The sequence below is a fragment of the Hoskinsella mucinilytica genome (assembly GCF_045223415.1).
GTDB classification, from domain to species: Bacteria; Bacillota_I; Bacilli_A; order Erysipelotrichales; family Erysipelotrichaceae; genus Hoskinsella; species Hoskinsella mucinilytica.
Genome location: NZ_JBEQZJ010000056.1, coordinates 1 through 18094, shown reverse-complemented (window position 1 = coordinate 18094; position 18094 = coordinate 1). Strand labels below are relative to the sequence as shown.

General features: G+C 39.2%; 8 protein-coding genes. All 8 read left to right on the top strand.

Annotated features, from left to right (window positions below):
• Window positions 1-98: 98 nt before the first annotated feature.
• Window positions 99-11501 carry a ZmpA/ZmpB/ZmpC family metallo-endopeptidase-related protein gene (locus tag UGRO018_RS15925; RefSeq protein WP_416327496.1) on the top strand — a complete coding sequence of 3801 codons (11403 nt, stop codon included), beginning with the start codon at window positions 99-101 and terminating at the stop codon, window positions 11499-11501.
• 3 nt (window positions 11502-11504) lie between these two features.
• Window positions 11505-12032 (top strand): hypothetical protein, encoded by a 528-nt coding sequence (locus UGRO018_RS15920; RefSeq protein ID WP_416327495.1) that lies wholly within the window; start codon window positions 11505-11507, stop codon window positions 12030-12032.
• Window positions 12033-12113: 81 nt separating this feature from the next.
• Window positions 12114-12713, top strand: a complete 600-nt coding sequence (locus UGRO018_RS15915) for a hypothetical protein (protein WP_416327494.1) — start codon at window positions 12114-12116, stop codon at window positions 12711-12713.
• 107 nt (window positions 12714-12820) lie between these two features.
• On the top strand, window positions 12821-13354 hold the full coding sequence (locus tag UGRO018_RS15910; RefSeq protein ID WP_416327493.1) for a hypothetical protein: 534 nt from the start codon (window positions 12821-12823) through the stop codon (window positions 13352-13354).
• Window positions 13355-13364: 10 nt separating this feature from the next.
• Window positions 13365-13910 carry a hypothetical protein gene (locus UGRO018_RS15905; protein ID WP_416327492.1) on the top strand — a complete coding sequence of 182 codons (546 nt, stop codon included), beginning with the start codon at window positions 13365-13367 and terminating at the stop codon, window positions 13908-13910.
• 17 nt (window positions 13911-13927) lie between these two features.
• Window positions 13928-15046, top strand: a complete 1119-nt coding sequence (locus UGRO018_RS15900) for a hypothetical protein (RefSeq protein WP_416327491.1) — start codon at window positions 13928-13930, stop codon at window positions 15044-15046.
• Entirely contained in the window at window positions 15043-15402 is a 360-nt protein-coding gene (locus tag UGRO018_RS15895) for a bactofilin family protein (protein ID WP_416327490.1), read from the top strand. Before UGRO018_RS15900 ends, UGRO018_RS15895 begins: the two co-directional genes overlap by 4 nt.
• Window positions 15403-15436: 34 nt before the next feature.
• Window positions 15437-17956 carry an EAL domain-containing protein gene (locus UGRO018_RS15890; protein ID WP_416327489.1) on the top strand — a complete coding sequence of 840 codons (2520 nt, stop codon included), beginning with the start codon at window positions 15437-15439 and terminating at the stop codon, window positions 17954-17956.
• The last annotated feature ends 138 nt before the right edge of the window (window positions 17957-18094 follow it).

Sequence of the window (18094 nt, the reverse complement as noted above, 5' to 3'; positions counted from 1 at the left end):
AAAAGCTATATCAAAAGCTAAATGTTTTTGAAAAACTAGGAATTCTGGCAATTATCATCACATTGGTAGTGACATCTATTCCTTATCTCAATACCGATATGTTGAATGCAGAAACAAATTTTCGTGCATCTCTTCAATTAGAAGAAGATAGCACAACCAAATCAAAAAAATTAAGTGTAAAAACACAAGAAGCATCTTATGTAAAAGCCGTTTTACTTTTAGGTGATAAAGAAATATCACGAAGTACGATCAGTGTCGATAAACCTGCAGTATTTTATATTCAAGCAAATGGAACATATACTGTTCAGATTTTAGATGCATCGGATAAAGTGGTTGAAACACATGATCAAGAAGTAAGTGATTTTACTGATATTCGTGTGGAAAGAATAGAAAATAGTGACACATTAAAGCTTATTGGAAGGATTTCCGGTTGTGATCATTTTCTTGTTACCTATGGAGATGTAAAGCAAGAGGTTTCTATTACAACAACAGATGGTAGCTCTTATTCAGGAGAATTTACCCCAACAGTCAATGGTGTTTATACAATTGGATGTATAGATAAGGACGGTAAGCAATTAGGAAACACCATTACTTATGAAGTAACAGATCAAAAGGATGCGCCTGTAGAAGAAAAGCCACAGCAGGAAGAACCTCAACAGGTCATTCACATCAATAATGAAACAGATCTAAAAAAGATCAATGATCAACCATCAGGAAATTATATTCTTGATCGTGACATCATTATTACAGATACCTCATCACAAACATTAGTTACAAATACCTTTAGCGGAACATTGAATGGAAATGGACATTTGATCAAAGGCTTAACACAGCCGGTTTTTGCGTCTATAAAAGATGCGAAATTAGAAAATATTTCTTTACAAGGTTCTTGGGAAAAGAAAGAAGGAGCATTATTAGCACTGCAAAGCGAAAACAGTACATATCGTGGAATTGGAATTCATGCTGAAATATCAAGTGATCAAACAGTTGCCGGTATGATCCTAAAGGGAAATCAAGATAAGATTGAGAAAAGCTATGTCAGTGGAGTTATTCAAGGTGAACAAGCAGCAGGTTTTATCTATGAAGGAAAATCTACGATTTCAGGAAGTTATATTAGTGGATTAATTTCAGCAAAAAAAGAAGCATATGGGTTTAGTAAAGAAGCCGATATTGAGAATAGTTATCTCATTGCCAATGTATCAGCTAAGACCATTGTTTTATTCAATCAAACAGAAGCTAAATTAGAAAATAGCTTTTATGATATCAATCTGCAAGAACAAGAAGAACCTCGTGCAGATGCTTTAACGACTTCACAAATACTCACTTTAGATCTTACAAAAAATGATTTCTTTCAAAGTGAAAAAGATCAATATCCTTCTATGAAAGATATCAATTGGAGTGAGGAAGCAAAGAAAGCTGAAGTGTTAAGTCGTGTAGCCTTATCTTTAAATGAAAACATTCATGGTATCACTGAAAATGTGACCCTTCCTACCAAAATAAATGATGTAGATATGGAGTGGAGTAGTGAAGGTAATATAGATGTATCCAACAACACTTTAAAAGCTAATGTGACAGATGATATTAATGAAGATACCACAGGTGTTCTTTTGATGAAGTCTTCTTATGGTGTATTAGCTTATCGTAGTGGTTCAGCGACACAACTAAGTGGAGATAGTAAATATAGTATAGGTCAATCTTTGGCAGAAAGTAAAACTCAAATTAGTTTCAATGCGGATAAAATGAAATATTATTTTATCGCAAAAGCGAGTGAAACGGTTGAAAATCCAGAGAACCATAAGGTTGCTATCGAAAATGGATGGAAACGTTACCTTTGGGATGGTATTATCAACTGGTCGGATTTAGATTGGAATACAGATTATGTATTATATGAATATAGTATGGATAATTCACAATTATCCAAATATGAGATCAAAACAGCGCAAGGTTTGATTGGGGGTTCTGTCACCATAAGTGATAACACAGCAGTAGGTACAGAAATCACCGCAACCTTAAGTGACGATGCCTTCATCAAACAAGGAACTTGGAAATGGGAAAAAGCAAAGTCTTTATCTTCACAATCTTGGGAAGCTATTGCTGAGTATTCTTCAGTGGATACTAATGAAACCACTAGTGGCTATACTCCTACACCTGACGATGCAGGTTATTATCTTCGAGCAACCTTTACCGTTACCGAGGATCTTGATTATAAAGGTAGCGTATCCGGGTCTACTTCTAATGTTGTAACTCAAGGTTTGACAAGTGTTTCTATTACAGAAAACAATGCTGTCGTTGGAACTCTACTTGTTGCGCATGTGGAACCAAATGGATTTGACTCCGATATCAATTACTATTGGTATCATGATGGAGATACCACCGTTCAAGGTACAGGTGATCGTTACTTATTATCAGGCAAGGATGTAGACGAGAAGATTTATGTCAAAGCCGTCGCAAAATCAGATGTTGGTGTTTCAGGGGAAGTCACAAGTACTTCTACTCCTGTAATCAAAAAAGCAAAGACAGAAGCGCCAACAGTAAATCCCGAAGTAGTAACAACCGAAACTACTGACATCTCAGTTACAGTAAAAATGCCGGATTCCATCCATACAGGACTTTATCAGTTTGGATATATAGAAAGAAATGCTGGTAAAGAGAAAACAGCATTTGAAACATACACCAGAGCGAGCAATGCTTTGACCATTACCGGATTAAAACCAAATACAACCTATTATATCTATGTAAGGCAGATCGGTGAAAATGGTTATGAAGACTCAGAGTGGAGCAACTCTTATGCACAAGTACAAACAGAAAATGAACATATCAAAGGTACTGTCAATATCAAAAATGACCCCATATATGGTAAGACACTACAGGCTTATCTAACAGGTGAGAATCCTTTACAAATGACTGAGACAACATGGTATAGTATCAATGATGACGGAACCACGAACGTTATAGGTTCAGGCGATAACTTTAAAATTGATAACCCCGCACTTATAGGGAAAAGGCTACGTGTTGTTTATAAAGGTATTGATTTATATGCGGGAGAAATTATGGCAGAAACAGAAACTGTTCTTAAGACTGAGGTACATGTGCCGTATAATTCAATATCTTTTGATCTCTCTACAGTTCTAAATGATACATCGGTTCAGTTAAAACTGCCCGGACTAGATAATCCAGTAGACGGATTAAGTGTAAATGAAAAGTATATCATAGGTTACTCTTTAACTAAAGGTGGAGTTCCTGTGGAATATAGAGAAGACGGAAATGTAGTAAAATATGAAGCTGATCAATCAGTAATATTAAATGGATTTAAACATAACACCCCATATTATTTCTTTCTTCGCTATGCGGAAACAGCGACACATTATAAATCTGATTGGTCTAGTATAGAAAATTGTATTTCTTTAACCACAAAAAAGACTAAGTTTACAGGAAATATCTCATTTACTTATGCTACAGAAGACATGGCGATTCAAGGGGAAAAGTTAATCGCAGTCTTAGATGAAGCGAACATAGAAGATGGTACATGGTCTTGGTTAAAAATAGATAAAGATGGAAACAAAGAAAACATCAATAACTTCTTTCCAGTGGAAGGAAAAACAGCAACCTACATCATGATTCCAAATGATGATGCCATCATAGGCGCTAGGTATCAGGTTACATTTACACCAAATGAAAACTATGATGGAAAAGCTGAAGAGACAAGTAGTACAGTAGAAAAATATACGAAAGAAAAGTACCCAACGCCTACGAAGGCTCCGGTTGGAGTAAGTAAAACAGATACTACGATTACCTTCAAAATGGAAAAAGAAACAGAAGGTGCTGTTTATCAGTTTAAATATGGTGAATCATCAGATATCTCGAAAGCAAAAACTGCGGATATCAATGCTTATGAAGGAACGAATGTCACAATCACTGGACTTGATAGAAATAAGGACTATTATATTTGGGTTAGTCAGGTAGGTGATCAAGTCAAGGATGCTAGTGATTATACATCAACTTATCTAAAGATCAAAACAGAGAAAACAGATCTGCATGGTTATGTCAGCATTGAAAAGACTCCTGTTGTGGCAGAGGAATTAACTGCAACTTATGTAAAAGCTAGCTATATGCCAGCAGGTAATGACGCTGGCGGGACATGGCAATGGTATCGAAAAGAAGGCGATAACTTCATTCAGATTTCCAGTGCGGCATCCAATACGTATACACCAGTTACAGCTGATATCGGTAAAGAATTAAAAGCGGTATATACAGGTACAGGAGATTTCCAAAGTGAAAAATCAGCAGTATCCGCAAAGACAAGAAAACCCGTAGTTGCCAATCCTGTGATTAATGATATGAAACAGATTGGCGATATGGATAATCAATTAGCAGTGGGAGCAACGCTAGATACTACAGAAAATGTTTGGTATATCCTTCAGCAAAGCAATTTACAAGAACCAGAGCTTCCTGCAGATGGGTATACTGACGTACTTATGAAAAAAGCAGGTTGGACCAAGACAACAACCTCAAGTCTACAGCTAAATGTGGATAAGGATGAAAAGTATCTAGCACCAAAAACATCTTATACATTATACGTAGTCAAGGCAGAAACAGATACAAGCCAGCCAAGTGGAATCGTAAGTGCAACAGCAGAAGTAGGTGTCTTGACACAGCAAGGAACAATCGCATTATCAGGAAATGTGGTAGTTGGTCAAGAATTGAAGGCAACATTAACAAATGGAAATAATACCTCAGGAACATGGAAATGGTATGTGAGTACGACAGACTGCGGTACCGGAACAACATCAGCACCTTCAATCGGTAGTGAAAATCAATGGACACAGCTATCAAGTGGGTTTTATCCATCAGTAGATTCTAATGTCAGTACATTGACGATATCAGAGGATATGTTCAAGAAATATATCAAAGTAGAGTTTGTGGCAAATGAGAGTAAGAATTATAAAGGAACAGTGAAATCAGAGGCATCATCTTTCGTGAAGAAGGTATATGATGAGAGTCTTACCTTGACATCTTCAACAAAGGATGGAAATGGAGATCCAAAGGCATATGCAGGAACGATAATCACAGGAACGATAGATAATTATATAGAAAGTGAAACTCTAGATAAAACAAGAGCTAAAGTAACGTTTAATATCGATACATCTATACCAACAGCAATTACACCAGAAGAATTTAAAGTAGATGTAGAAAATAGTAAGGCAACATTCAGCTACAAAATGCCTGAAATTGCTGATTATGATGGAAAGACTATTTCAGCAACAGTATCGAAACCTAAAGATAATAAATTGTACGTGGATAAAGAATTTAAAGCTATAACGACAACAGATTTAAAGAGTATTGATACTAACTCTAATTTTGGTTATACCTATGGAATACCAATTAGCAATAGTGATGAATTGGAAGCATTTATGAAACAGACAGGTCTTTATAGTAATCGTGCATATGGTACTACATATATTATTACTGATAACATTAACATGTCAGATAAAGGGGTTATCGCTTATTCTACAAATTCATTTGGAGGTACTTTAGATGGGGATTTTCACACGATTACTGGGTTAAAAAACGTTCTAATAGGTTATTTAGGATTTGATAATACAAGTAATTCAAGCAATCCAGCTGTTGTTAAAAATTTGATTGTTAATGAAGCCAATATTAATACAACTAGTGTTTCTGGGCAAGCGGGGGCAGGAGCAGTTATTGCATTATTATCAAAATATGCAAAGTTAGAAAAAATCATGGTTACTAATGCAGATATATATGGAGGTAATGATGGCGGTCTTTTAACTGGTGGCTTAGGTTTTGACTCTAATAATAAGGATGGATATGGAGTAGTAAATGAATGTGGAGCTGCTGGTGGATCTATAAAAATTAAAAATTCTGGTCCTTCTGTAGGGGGATTAATAGGTCATTTTCGTGCAGGAATTGGTGAAAACAACTTTTCCTTATCATCTACTGTAAATTTTGGAGGAGGAACAGGAAATACTGGAGTGGGCGGTTTAATAGGTAGTACTGGAACCATTACTATGAAAAATTCTTTTTCTAACTCAACAATAGGTAATGGAGGTAGAAGAGGTGGCATTATTGCTAGTGGTAGTAAAGCTAATGGAACAAACTTATTCTATGACAAAACATTACTAACAGAATCATTAACTCAATCTGATGCTACAGGGTGGGGAAAGGCAACAAGTGAATTAATAGGAACAAGTTTACAATCAACTTATGGAACTGAGTTTTGGACATATGCAACGGGTTATTATCCTAGATTGAAATGGGTGTCTAATCATCCTATCTCTACCCTATATGCATCAACACGTGGCGCATTTGCTCCATTAACTTCAGCTGATACCTCAGATACTTTATTAACGGGTACGATCAATGGGCCAATTAATGTGCCAAAAGAATTACAAAAGGCAACTTATACATATTCCTCAAGTGCTCCAAATATTTTAAAGGTAACTGAAGGAGGTACCATCATTCCTGTAGGAAATAGTGGAGAGAGTGCTGATATCACGATTACATATAATGAGCCAGATCTAAGCATTGGTGGTTTTGCTTCCAATAAATATACGTTTACTATTGGAAATAAAGTCACAGCTTTGTCTAGCCTTTCAATTGATAAGGATAAAACACATCCAGGTGAAACATTGACAGCGACAGTAAGTCCTGCATCAAGTATCAGTTATCAATGGTATCGAAGACCACAAGGTACATCAGATAGAGAAAAGATCACAGGTGCCACAAATAGTACTTATACACTTCAACCTGCTGATATCGGTATGGAGGTCAATGTAGATGTTACCTATAACGGTTATGCTACATCTTCTAATTATACTGCTCCTATTACTTCAGTCGCTCCAACGGCTATTGAAAAAGATAATCTAACAGACACCTCTGTTAGGATGATGGCTAAAGGAGTCAGTGGCGCATCATACGAATATGCATATGCAACAGCGGAAGATGGAAAGAAGACCATCGCAGGAGTGAGCACGGAAGCATTTACTCTGAATGGTCTAACTCGTGATACCGATTATTGGCTATACGCAAGAGTCGCAGGTGCCACAGATGGTAGTTATGAACCAAGTCCTTGGAGTAGTGCTCAAAAAATTCATACAGAGAAAACAGATATTCAAGGTGAAGTAACGCTGAACGGTGTAGTGAATATGGGAGATACGCTGATCGCTACGATACCGGATACCAATCTTCAAACAGGTAGCTGGAAAATCGAACGAATTGCTTCAAATGGTACGGTATCCAAAGATTTGACAACTAATGGATATGCAGATGGATATACCATTACATACAAATTGACAAGAGAAGACGTAGGTTCAAGAATTTGTATTAGCTATAACGCTACTGGAAAGTTCCAAGATCCATCAGGTGTTGCAGTGTCTGCGACAACAGAAACCCTACTACTTCAAAGACAAGATGCTCCTAGCGATCCAGTAGAAGTTGCAAAGGAAGATCATGTTTTAAAGGTAAAGGAAACAACTGGTGATTCAGATACAAAGTATCAATTCGGTTATCGAAAGAGCTTAAAGGATCCGATTACTGAAATATCCGAAACTTATGCGATAAATGAAGAAGCAAGTATTAACGGTTTAGAGCGTAATACGACCTATTATGTGTACGCAAGAAAAGCAGCGAAAACAGACTTTGAACCAGGCTCATGGTCTGCCGGTATCCAGTTGACAACGGAGAAGACAGCTATTGGTACATCTACGATCAGCATTTCCAATGAAAATCCAGTGGTAGAGGATGAGGTCACATTTACGGTAAAAAGTACGAATGTTAATACAAAAGATCAAACAGGTCTTTGGGTGTTAGAGCGTGTGGGCAACGATCTAACCAATACCTTGTTAGGAACGACAAGTGCGGATACCCATACCTTGACCTATAAGATTGCACCGGAAGATAGTGGTTATCAGTTAAAGGCGACCTATATTGCAAATGGGGATTATGAAGGTAGCGTAGAGATGACAACAAGCAACCAGGTAATCAATCATGGTCAAACCATTGGTGCTATCACACCAACGGTAAATGAGAATGATATCAAGACGTATACCATTGGTGTTTCCGTGACTCAGGAATCTCCTGATATCTATGAATTCGGTTATAAAAAGGAAGGTACTAATGAGATCAAAGTGTCTTTAGCGACCGCAACATGGGGAAAGACGGTTGAACTAAGAGAGCTAGAACGTGATACAAGTTATGACATTTATGTCAGAAAGGCTGCAAAGACAGGTTATGACGCAAGTGATTGGTCATCTTCGATCATCAAAAAAACAAAGCCAGAGATCTTATCCGGAAACATTACCTTCTCAGGTTCTACGGCTGTTGGTCAAACAATTACCGCAACGTATGAAAAAGGTACTTATGAATATGATGGGGATGATACAACAGGAACATGGCAATGGTATCTAGATGGAACTGAAGTAGAAGGTGAAACTTCCGATACCCTTAAAATTAAACCGATGGAAGGAAATCCAGTGGTATCCGTCAAGTATACCGCCGCAAAAAATTCAGGATTTGAAGGAACCATTGAACGTGAATTCGGTAAAGTCTATAAACCGGACTATGAAGTTCCTTCAGCCGCAACGGTCACACCTGAAGCTGAGGATAACACAAGAGAAGGTAGCAGATTGAAACTTGTAAATAGCGCAACAGACGGTGTCTATATCTATTTAAGATCTTCTGATAATGATACATTACCAGAACTAGAGCTTGCTTCTAAGATTACAGATGGAATCAGTTATGACTGTGATGGAAACATCGAACGTTGGATCAAGGCAGAGGCAGAGATGTATGTACCTGTACCGGCAAATCGAAGTTATATCGTCTACAGCGCAAGGTTGGAGGACGATGAACATATGGCAAGTGGCATCTCTTCTGCAAGAGGGGTTCTAAGTGCGAAAGAACCGCTATTAAGGACAGAAGATCAAAGTGATGGAAAGATCATGGATAAAGATGCTTCCATTCCATGGAAGGCACTACAAGAGAAGCAATTGACCTATAGCTTGTATGGAAAAGCACCAACTGCAACATGGAAATACTATGTACAAGATCCTAAGGGTGTATCAGATGTATGGCAGAACATCGATGCTGAACTGAAGGCTCTGGGCAGAAAAGATGAAATTGATAAGTCTGATGAAACGACGATGTTAGTGAGTACCTTTGAAATTCCTTTGAAATATAAGGGTTATCGATTAAAGGCAGTATTGAGTGGAACGCAAGACTATTCCGGAAGTGTAGAATTTATCACTGATGAGATTGAAGGAAAGCTGATCAAAGCTGATGGCGCAACGATTGACGCAAGTAATACCAAGAGCCTATTGAACACCTTAACTGCGAAGTATACAGGTGATGACGATAAAAGTGGTATCTTTCACTGGTATCGAATGAAAGAGGGAGAAACACCTACCTTGATCATGAAGGATACCCCAAATATAGAAAGTTCCTATCAGCTGATGCAGGAAGACTTGGGTTATTATGTTTACGCAGAATATCATGCGGCACCTGGAGGACTCTATAGTGGAATCGCTTCTACAAATCAAATTTACGTAAATAGTAAGGCAGAACAGAAAATACCGGAGCCTGTAGAGATCCTACAGGTAAATGGTAATAGCATACAGGTAAAAGCACCTTCCAATTATGCTACCGATCATATGGATGCCATACCACGGGTCATCATGGGATATCAGGAAACAGATGAAGATGGAAATCCTATAGACAATACGATCACATGGCAGGTTGGAGATGCGATCGGTAATACATGGTTCAAGAAGTTGAAAAAGAATACCTATTACGTATTCTATGCAAAATTCGAAGGAACCAATGTCTATGCACCGACACCGGATGATATGTATAGCACCGCAAGCATGCCAGTAAAAACGGAAAATGAACTGTTCGATGAAAAGGGACTTACCCTTACTTATGTAAATAAACTTGGTGAAGATCATGCGGAAACCGATATCGGAAATGTGCTTCGTATGAGCTTTACAGGTGATGGATATCAAGAAGGATATTTCAGCGTGAAACGTAGCAATGGCGATCTTGTCATCGAACATGTGGAAGCTACTATGGATAAGACAACGGAAACCATTTCCTATGAGTATACACTTGCCGCAGAAGATGTAGGCAACATGCTCATCGTGGAATACATTGCTAAAGAGGACGCCGAACGCTTTAATGGTACGATCTCTAAATCTAGTGGAAAGACCGTTACCAAACCAAAGGCAAAGGATAAACCGGAAACTCCGGTACTGGTACGTGGCTTGGATACCAACCTATTCGTTGAGGTAAATGATGCTTATGAATATTATCTGAGCGAAAATCCTAATGCACCAGATGCAAATAGCGGAGATTGGGATGTATTAGATAAAAACAATGAGGAACATCCTACGCAACATGAATTCAGGAACCTGAAACGAACAGGAACATATTATCTACATGCGAGAATTGCGGAAACAGAAGAAAATCTTGCCAGTGAAAGCGTGACAAGCGATAGTCAATCACCGGAAGAATTCATCAACATGGGAAATGTCACCGTCAATAATATGAAGGGTGATGATGTCCTCGCAATGAACGCAACAGCATCCATTGACTTCCCTTATACATTGAACAATGAGAAATTGACCATAACGGAAATGACGATGAAAAGGGATGTACAAGAAGGTGCAGAAGAAACAATCGTTAATGCAAATCTAAGAAGTGTTGATGTGTTCAAGGATGGTGATGGGAACGCAACGAGAAAGGTCATAGAAGCAGGAAGTGAATGGGCCGATGTTAACTTTGCGGTCGATATCAGGCTGTATAAAGAGGATGGAAGCTTAGCATCTCATACAAATGGGAATGGAGGATCTTTAGATGCAACGGACGTTAAAACGATGAACATCGAAGTGTATCGTGCCAATGCCATTGCAAAGGGCGGTACTTATATATGGCAGGCCTTGATAGAAGATGAAACAGGAAATGAAGCATTGCTACAAAGCAAGGTGACCTTCCAAACAGATGTGAAAGCCGTTGTGCCTATAGAGGTAGAAATGTATTTGAACGCAAATATGTATCTGAAACAAATCAGCAATACACAACGTATCGTCAATCAAGGACAGATGCCGGTAAGCGTAGGCCTAGATTCAAAAGCAGAGATAGGCACAGACGGTATACCAGCTCTTGATGGTATCTATACAGGCAAAGATCCTGAAAAAGGACATGCGTATCTGAAGATCAGTAACGATTGCAGTAATTATACGAGCCGCTCCAATGGGGTATGGATGAGGACAAGTGGAGACTCAAAAGGAATCACGATATTGGGTGGTCTTGGTCATAAGGCGGCGATGAGCTATTACGCTACAGGTATCGCCAATCCGGATCAAAGCTGGCCTTTTAATGGAACAAAAATTGAAGAAGCATACAAATTCAGGTTTGTGACGCAAATATCAGAAAAAGACATAGGGATAACGACCCTGCAGAAAAACGTATTCAAAGAGGAGGAATAGATGATGAAAGAAGAGAAAAAAGTAAAGGACCCAAGTGGTACAGGAACCAGGAAGAAGCTGGTAGCCACATTGGTGTTGTTCATCATCATACTGATTGGATGCGGATTTCTGTATTTATCGATGGACAGGTTTCGTTTCGACTCAGCGGCAGAGGATGGAAGTCTGGATGGCATGAGTGAGGCTGAGATACAGGAGTTGATGAATCGAAAGGTGGATGAATCCATGCTTTCGATCTCTATCAACAGTTCCCCGGAATTCGAGGATGGGAAAAGCAAAGGAACCCTACGCATAGAGAATTCCGCAAGCAATCGCTATAACATGAAGGTGCGTATCAGGGTAAACGACACCAAGGAAGAAGTATATCATAGCGATGCAATCAAACCGGGACAGGTGATCAAAGAAGACACTTTGGATAAAGTTCTGGCGAAGGGAGAGTACGACTGTACGGCAACCTTTGAAGCCTATGATACGGAAACCAACGAGAAAGTGGGTGAGGCAGCAGCGGTATTGACGATATATATCAAACGATAATAGGAAAGAAACAAAAACAGAAATGATCATCCATGGGAATCGGGATGTAAAAGATAGATTCCGGAAAGAGGGACAAATATTATGAAAAAGTTATTAGCACTAAGCATGGTAGCCATGATGGCACTGGGCATGACATCTACGATCAATGCCGAAGAAAAAGAAACGACGGTAGATACAGGAAAAACAGAAGATACAACTGATGGTACTGTATGGGGCTCTATTCAAACAGATTTGAAACAATTAAAGGTAGTAGTACCAATCAAGATCGATTTCGTTATCACTAAGGGTGATGATACTACTGATGGTGCGAACAAGATGGTTGTTGGCGATTATAAGATCCAGGTACAAAACAATTCTGAAATTGGTGTGGAATTGACCAATATCACAATTGCACCTGCACCTGATACCAAATGGAAACTAGTCGAGGATGCAACTAAAGAGTCAGATGATGTTCACAAAGTTGACCTTGAAATCGCTGGAGCTAAAATGGCAGAAGGAGAAAAAGGTGTTGAAATCAAAGACTTCGAGGTAGGTGTAAACAATACCAAATCACTTGATGTTAAAGGACATGGAAGTAAAAAGGAAATTACAGAAAACGAAGCTGCTACAAAAGCATTCAATATCGTTTATACGATCAAACAAAAAGATGTAACAGCAGTGGAAACACCACCAGCAGCATAATTACAAAGCTTGAAGGACACATGATACATCGTGTCCTTACATAAAGTCAGGAATATCCTTCCTGCTTTATGTAAACATACGATGTAGTGAGAATAGAGGGAGAGACTATGGCAGAAATGAAACATGGAAAAGAACAGAAATCAGGAAAAAAGAAATGGATCATCTTATTGATTTTATTGCTGTTGTTGGCAGGTGGTGCAGGATGGTATCTGCTTAAGAGCGGTGGTCTGACGATGGACCCACAACAAAGCGAAGGTACCCTTGATGGTATGAGCGAAGCCGAAATCAGAGAAATGTTAGAACGCAAGGTGGAAGAAGGCAGTCTCATGATATCCATCAATAGCCGTCCTGAATTTCCTGATGGAGAAAGCAAAGGAACCTTGCGAATAGAGAATAGCCCACAGAACCGTTATCTGTTGATCGTGAAGATCTATCTTAGAGAAGCGGATGGAAGCGATGGTGAATTGATCTATGAAAGCGGTGCAATCAAACCGGGTAACAAGATCGAAGAAGCAAAGCTAGACAAGGCATTGAAGAAAGGAACCTATCCGGTAACGGCATATTTTGAAGGATATGACATCGATACACAAAGCTATATAGGAAAAGCGGCAAGCCAGTTAGAGATTGAGGTCAGAGAGTGAGGACATGGACATGTTGGAAAAAGAAATGATACAACCAAAGGAAAAAAAGGAAGATAAGAAAAGAAAATGGATATTGATAGTACTGTTGATCCTTCTCTGCCTTGGGGCAGGTGGATATTATTTCATGCATTCCTGGTTGCCGGAAGATAATCGATTAGCAAGGGAAAAAGATGCGAAGGAAGGATTTCTACCGGGAATGAGTGAAGAAGAGATCCAGCAGATGCTGAATGAAAAGGTAGCAGAAGGTAGCGTGCAGATATCGATCAATAGCGAACTGATCTTTCGTGATGGACGTAGTAAAGGAGAGATCAGGGTGGAAAACTCAAGAAACAATCATTATCTGATGGTGGTGGAGTTTATCAGGAAGGATACCTCAGAGCTCATCTATAAAAGCGGTGCCATGGAACCCGGGAACTACTTAGAGGAAGCAAGGCTGGATGTGGATCTAGCGGCAGGTGAATATCCGGTATATGTTCATTTCAAGAACTATGATCTGAAGAGCGAGGAATTTGTTGGAGAAGCGGTGGCGGAAAGCGTCATACATGTATTGAATTAAGAAAGTGAGGTGTCGAAATGAAAAAAATAACGAGTCTCCTTCTGGTGCTGTTGATGCTCGTTCCCGTGAACGTGATGGCCGAGGACAAGGAAAAGAAAGATGGCGAAGAGGATAAGAAGACAGAAACGATAGATGATCTGGTGACAGATCTGCCCATCGACAAAGAGGTAGAAGGATCCATCTTCGGAAGCATCTATAAAAAAGAGGATGATATCATCATCGATATCCCATCCGACCCCAATGGTGGAGGGAATGGTCAAAACGGAAATAACAACAATAACGGTAGTAACAACAATAATGGAAATAATGGAAATCAAGGAAACAACAGCAATCAAGGAAATAATGGGAATTCATCATGGAACACACAGGCACCGGGAAACATTCCTGACAGCAATCAAGGAACCTATCATATCACGTCCCAAGGAACCGATAGCAACAATCAGGATATCGTCTATTACAAATGGGTAAAAGAAAAAAAGACGTTGGATATCTATCCTGCGATGTATGAAAAAGCGAAGAAGGAAAAGAAGAACATCGTCATGCGTATTTTGAGCGAGGACGATCGACAATTACAGTATCGCTTGAGGATACAATATGAGGATTTCAAAGAAGAAAAGATATCGACGGCAGTCTTTGTGTTCGGTGATGCTTGTGAACATAAGGATCCCATTCGTGATCTTTTGATAAGCGCAGAAGCAAGGACGATCCTGCAATGTAAACAGGAAGAGATCCCTTACCCTGTTTATGTGGGCGTTAGCGTACCGGAAGGCTGGTCACATGATTATGGTGTCTATCAATATGAATATCTCAGTGATAAGAAAGAGCTGAGCTTGATCCGTAAAGATCTACAGATCGATGAGGAAAATGTTGTAGAGGTCAAGATGGCACCCGGAAAGGATTATGTCTTCTATCATCACATCCTGCCTGTGGAAAAACATGATCTTCTTACATGGATCAGCGGGCTGAGCGGAAAAAGTCAAATCGTTCATCAAAGCAATGCCATCCTATCAACGATACTATTTCTTGCGGGATTCTCTTTCATAGGGTTTGGCCTATATACGATCCTGGATCAACGAAGGAAGAAACTGAAGACATCCATCCTTGAAAAAGAGGAAGGAGACGGTGAAGCACAATGATGGAATGGAACATCAAGCAAATGGTCACATCGATGACAGGAAAAAAAGAAACACCACGAAAACTGTTAAGCGGAGATTTACAACATCTATCCGCTCATAAGGAAACGATCATAGAAAAGAAGGAACATCGAAGTGGTGACATCTGTTCAAACGGTGATGTCACGGTATATGGTAGCGTAACAGGCAATATCGAAAGTAAACAGGATGTATACATCTTTGGTCGTGTGAAAGGTGATATCAAAACGAGCTATCGTATCATCCTGCATACAGGAGCTGAGGTGGAAGGAAATCTGTCAGCATCATCATTGAGCATCGAACAGGGAGCCATCCTCCATGGGACCTGCGACATCTCATAGACACCACAGTGTCAAATGGAAGGGAGACACTCATATGATTTCTGATATGGAAACGGAAACGATAGAACGTTGGCTGTATCAAAATGAAGAACGCTGCTTCCGACATCACAAAGGGATCCTTGCGGCAAAGATCACGTTGGATACCAACTGCGTGGAACGATATATCCTGTTTGGACAGGATCATACAAATGATCATAAGACGCTGGAGTCGATCATCAGAGATATTTTTTCTAGGATCTGTATGGAAACCAGCAGAAGGCAATTTGTGGAAACGTTTCGTTCTCAGACCTTTTTCGAATTGTATCGTAAAAGTAAGGATCGGATCACGCAGGAACTCAAGCTTCGAGGAATGGATGGGATGTTGATACAGATCGAGCTATGCGCAAGGATCATAAAAGATCCCTATACATCTCATCTAAATGTTTACCTTTATGGTTGGGACGATGGGAAAAGAAAGAAACTAGAACTATCCTGTCAGATATCGATAAAGAAGAGGGATCTCTTCTATACGGAAATCGGAATGGAAGCATTGATGGAAAACATCCTTCAACAAGATCATGAAAGAGAAGGACATCTTATGATATTGTTGGATATCGACGTAGGTCCACAAAAAGATCTGCGATTGATAGAAGAACTAGATCATGCATTATATCAAGACTTGAAGGAAGTTATGATCTTTTCAAAGATGAAAGATGGAAAACAGATGTTGTTTCAATATCGGATGATGGATAGAAATGAAGTTATGCGAATCCTGAAACAATGGAGGAAACAAATACAAGAAAGCTTTGATGGAACGTATCCGATAAGGTTCACGACGGTACTTCAAAGCGTATCTCATGATAGCTATCATTTTGAAGCGATGAAACAACGAAGCTTTCATATATTAAAAGAAGCATTAGAAAAAGGCGGAAATAAGGATATCCTCGATACAAAGGAACCGCTGAACGGAAATGAAGAGATTGATCACAGAAAGATCGATGCAGATAAACGAACGCAGGATATCGGAAGATATCAGGATGGCATGAAGAAAGCAGTCCATATGGTCATACGAGAAAAAGACAGTGGGAACACCTTATATCTGCTGTTGAAGGAATTGTGTCATTGTTCAGGAGCATCCCATGTCGGTATCTTTCTACAAAAGGAAGGCTATCTACGATCATCTTCCCTGGCCTATCCTAAGCCATATATGCGCCAGTATAAGGGGATGCGTTATCAATTGAAAAATAAAGATGAGGATATCGGTTATTTAGAGATATATGGCATAGAGAGCAAGGAAGAACAAAAAGATATGATTCGTTTCTTCGTTTCGCTTTGTAATCTTTGTCTTTTGAAAAATCATATCGATCTTAAGGAAACCTATTTATTGACACATGATATGCGAAGCAACGCAAGGAACCTGATGAGCATGTATGCGGCAATCAATGACATACGAGAAGAGACCATATCATCGGTAGGTGTCATTTGTATTGGTATATTGAATACAGAAACAAAGGAACCTCGTCTTATATATGAAAGCATGAAAGAGCTCGTTAGGAAGCTAAGAAGGCTGTTTCAGGATCATGAAATCTACCAATTACGTGGGGATCGATTATTGATCCTGGTCCTGGAGTATAGTAAGAAAGAATTTGAGCAACAGTGTGAACAATTGAAAGAAATATTATCGGATCATCAGATCAGTGAATCTTTCTTTCGCAACGATCAGATTGATATCATGGATATGATCACACAGGTCATGCTTTTGACCGATAGTACAACCAGAAAGTATCAACGTGAGGGTCAAGGCCATCACGCTAGATATCGTCAAATGTCAGATGAGTTGAAGAATGATATCAAGAATGGAAATTATCGGATCTTTCTTCAGCCCAAAGCGGACCTAAATGGGAACGTGAAGGGAGCTGAAGCATTGATTCGCTGTTGGAAGGATGGCAAGGTCATACCACCGTCTTCTTTCGTGGATCGCTTTGAAGCATTAGATCTGATCGGTGAATTGGATCTCTTTGTATTTGAGGAAGTATGTCGTCTACAAAAGCTTTGGCAAAGCAAAGGAATCGAATTGCCAGTATCCTTCAATTTTTCGAGGATGACATTGATCGATAAGGACCTGATGCGAAAATTGGAAACGATCCTTGATCGATATGAGGTAAACAAGGAAAGTTTGGAGATAGAAATAACGGAAACCGTTGGAAATATCAGTGCAGAGATCATCGATGATATAGCGAATAAGATGGTGGAACAAGGTTATCGGCTATCGCTGGATGATTTTGGTGCACGATACAGCAACCTTTCCATATTAGCAGAAGTGGGATTTCATACATTGAAATTAGATAAGGATATCATAGATGATATTCATATGAATCCTAAAGTGAAAAACATTGTCAGAAGCGTGATACAGGTCTGCCATGATATGGGGATCCAAGTGGTCGCAGAAGGTGTAGAACGTCCGGAGCAAATGGTAATCTTAAAAGAGCTCCATTGTGATCTGGTACAGGGGTATTTCATCAACAAGCCCATCCCTGTACCTGCTTTTGTGAAACAATATTTAAAGGATAAATAAGGAATATAAAATTTAGAATGAAACAAGAAGAATTTTTGCAGATTCTCTTGACAAATTCAACCATATATAATATTATGTGGTTACCCAAGAACGAATGTTTTGTGATAACACAAAGCATGGAAAAGGAATGGCATGCGA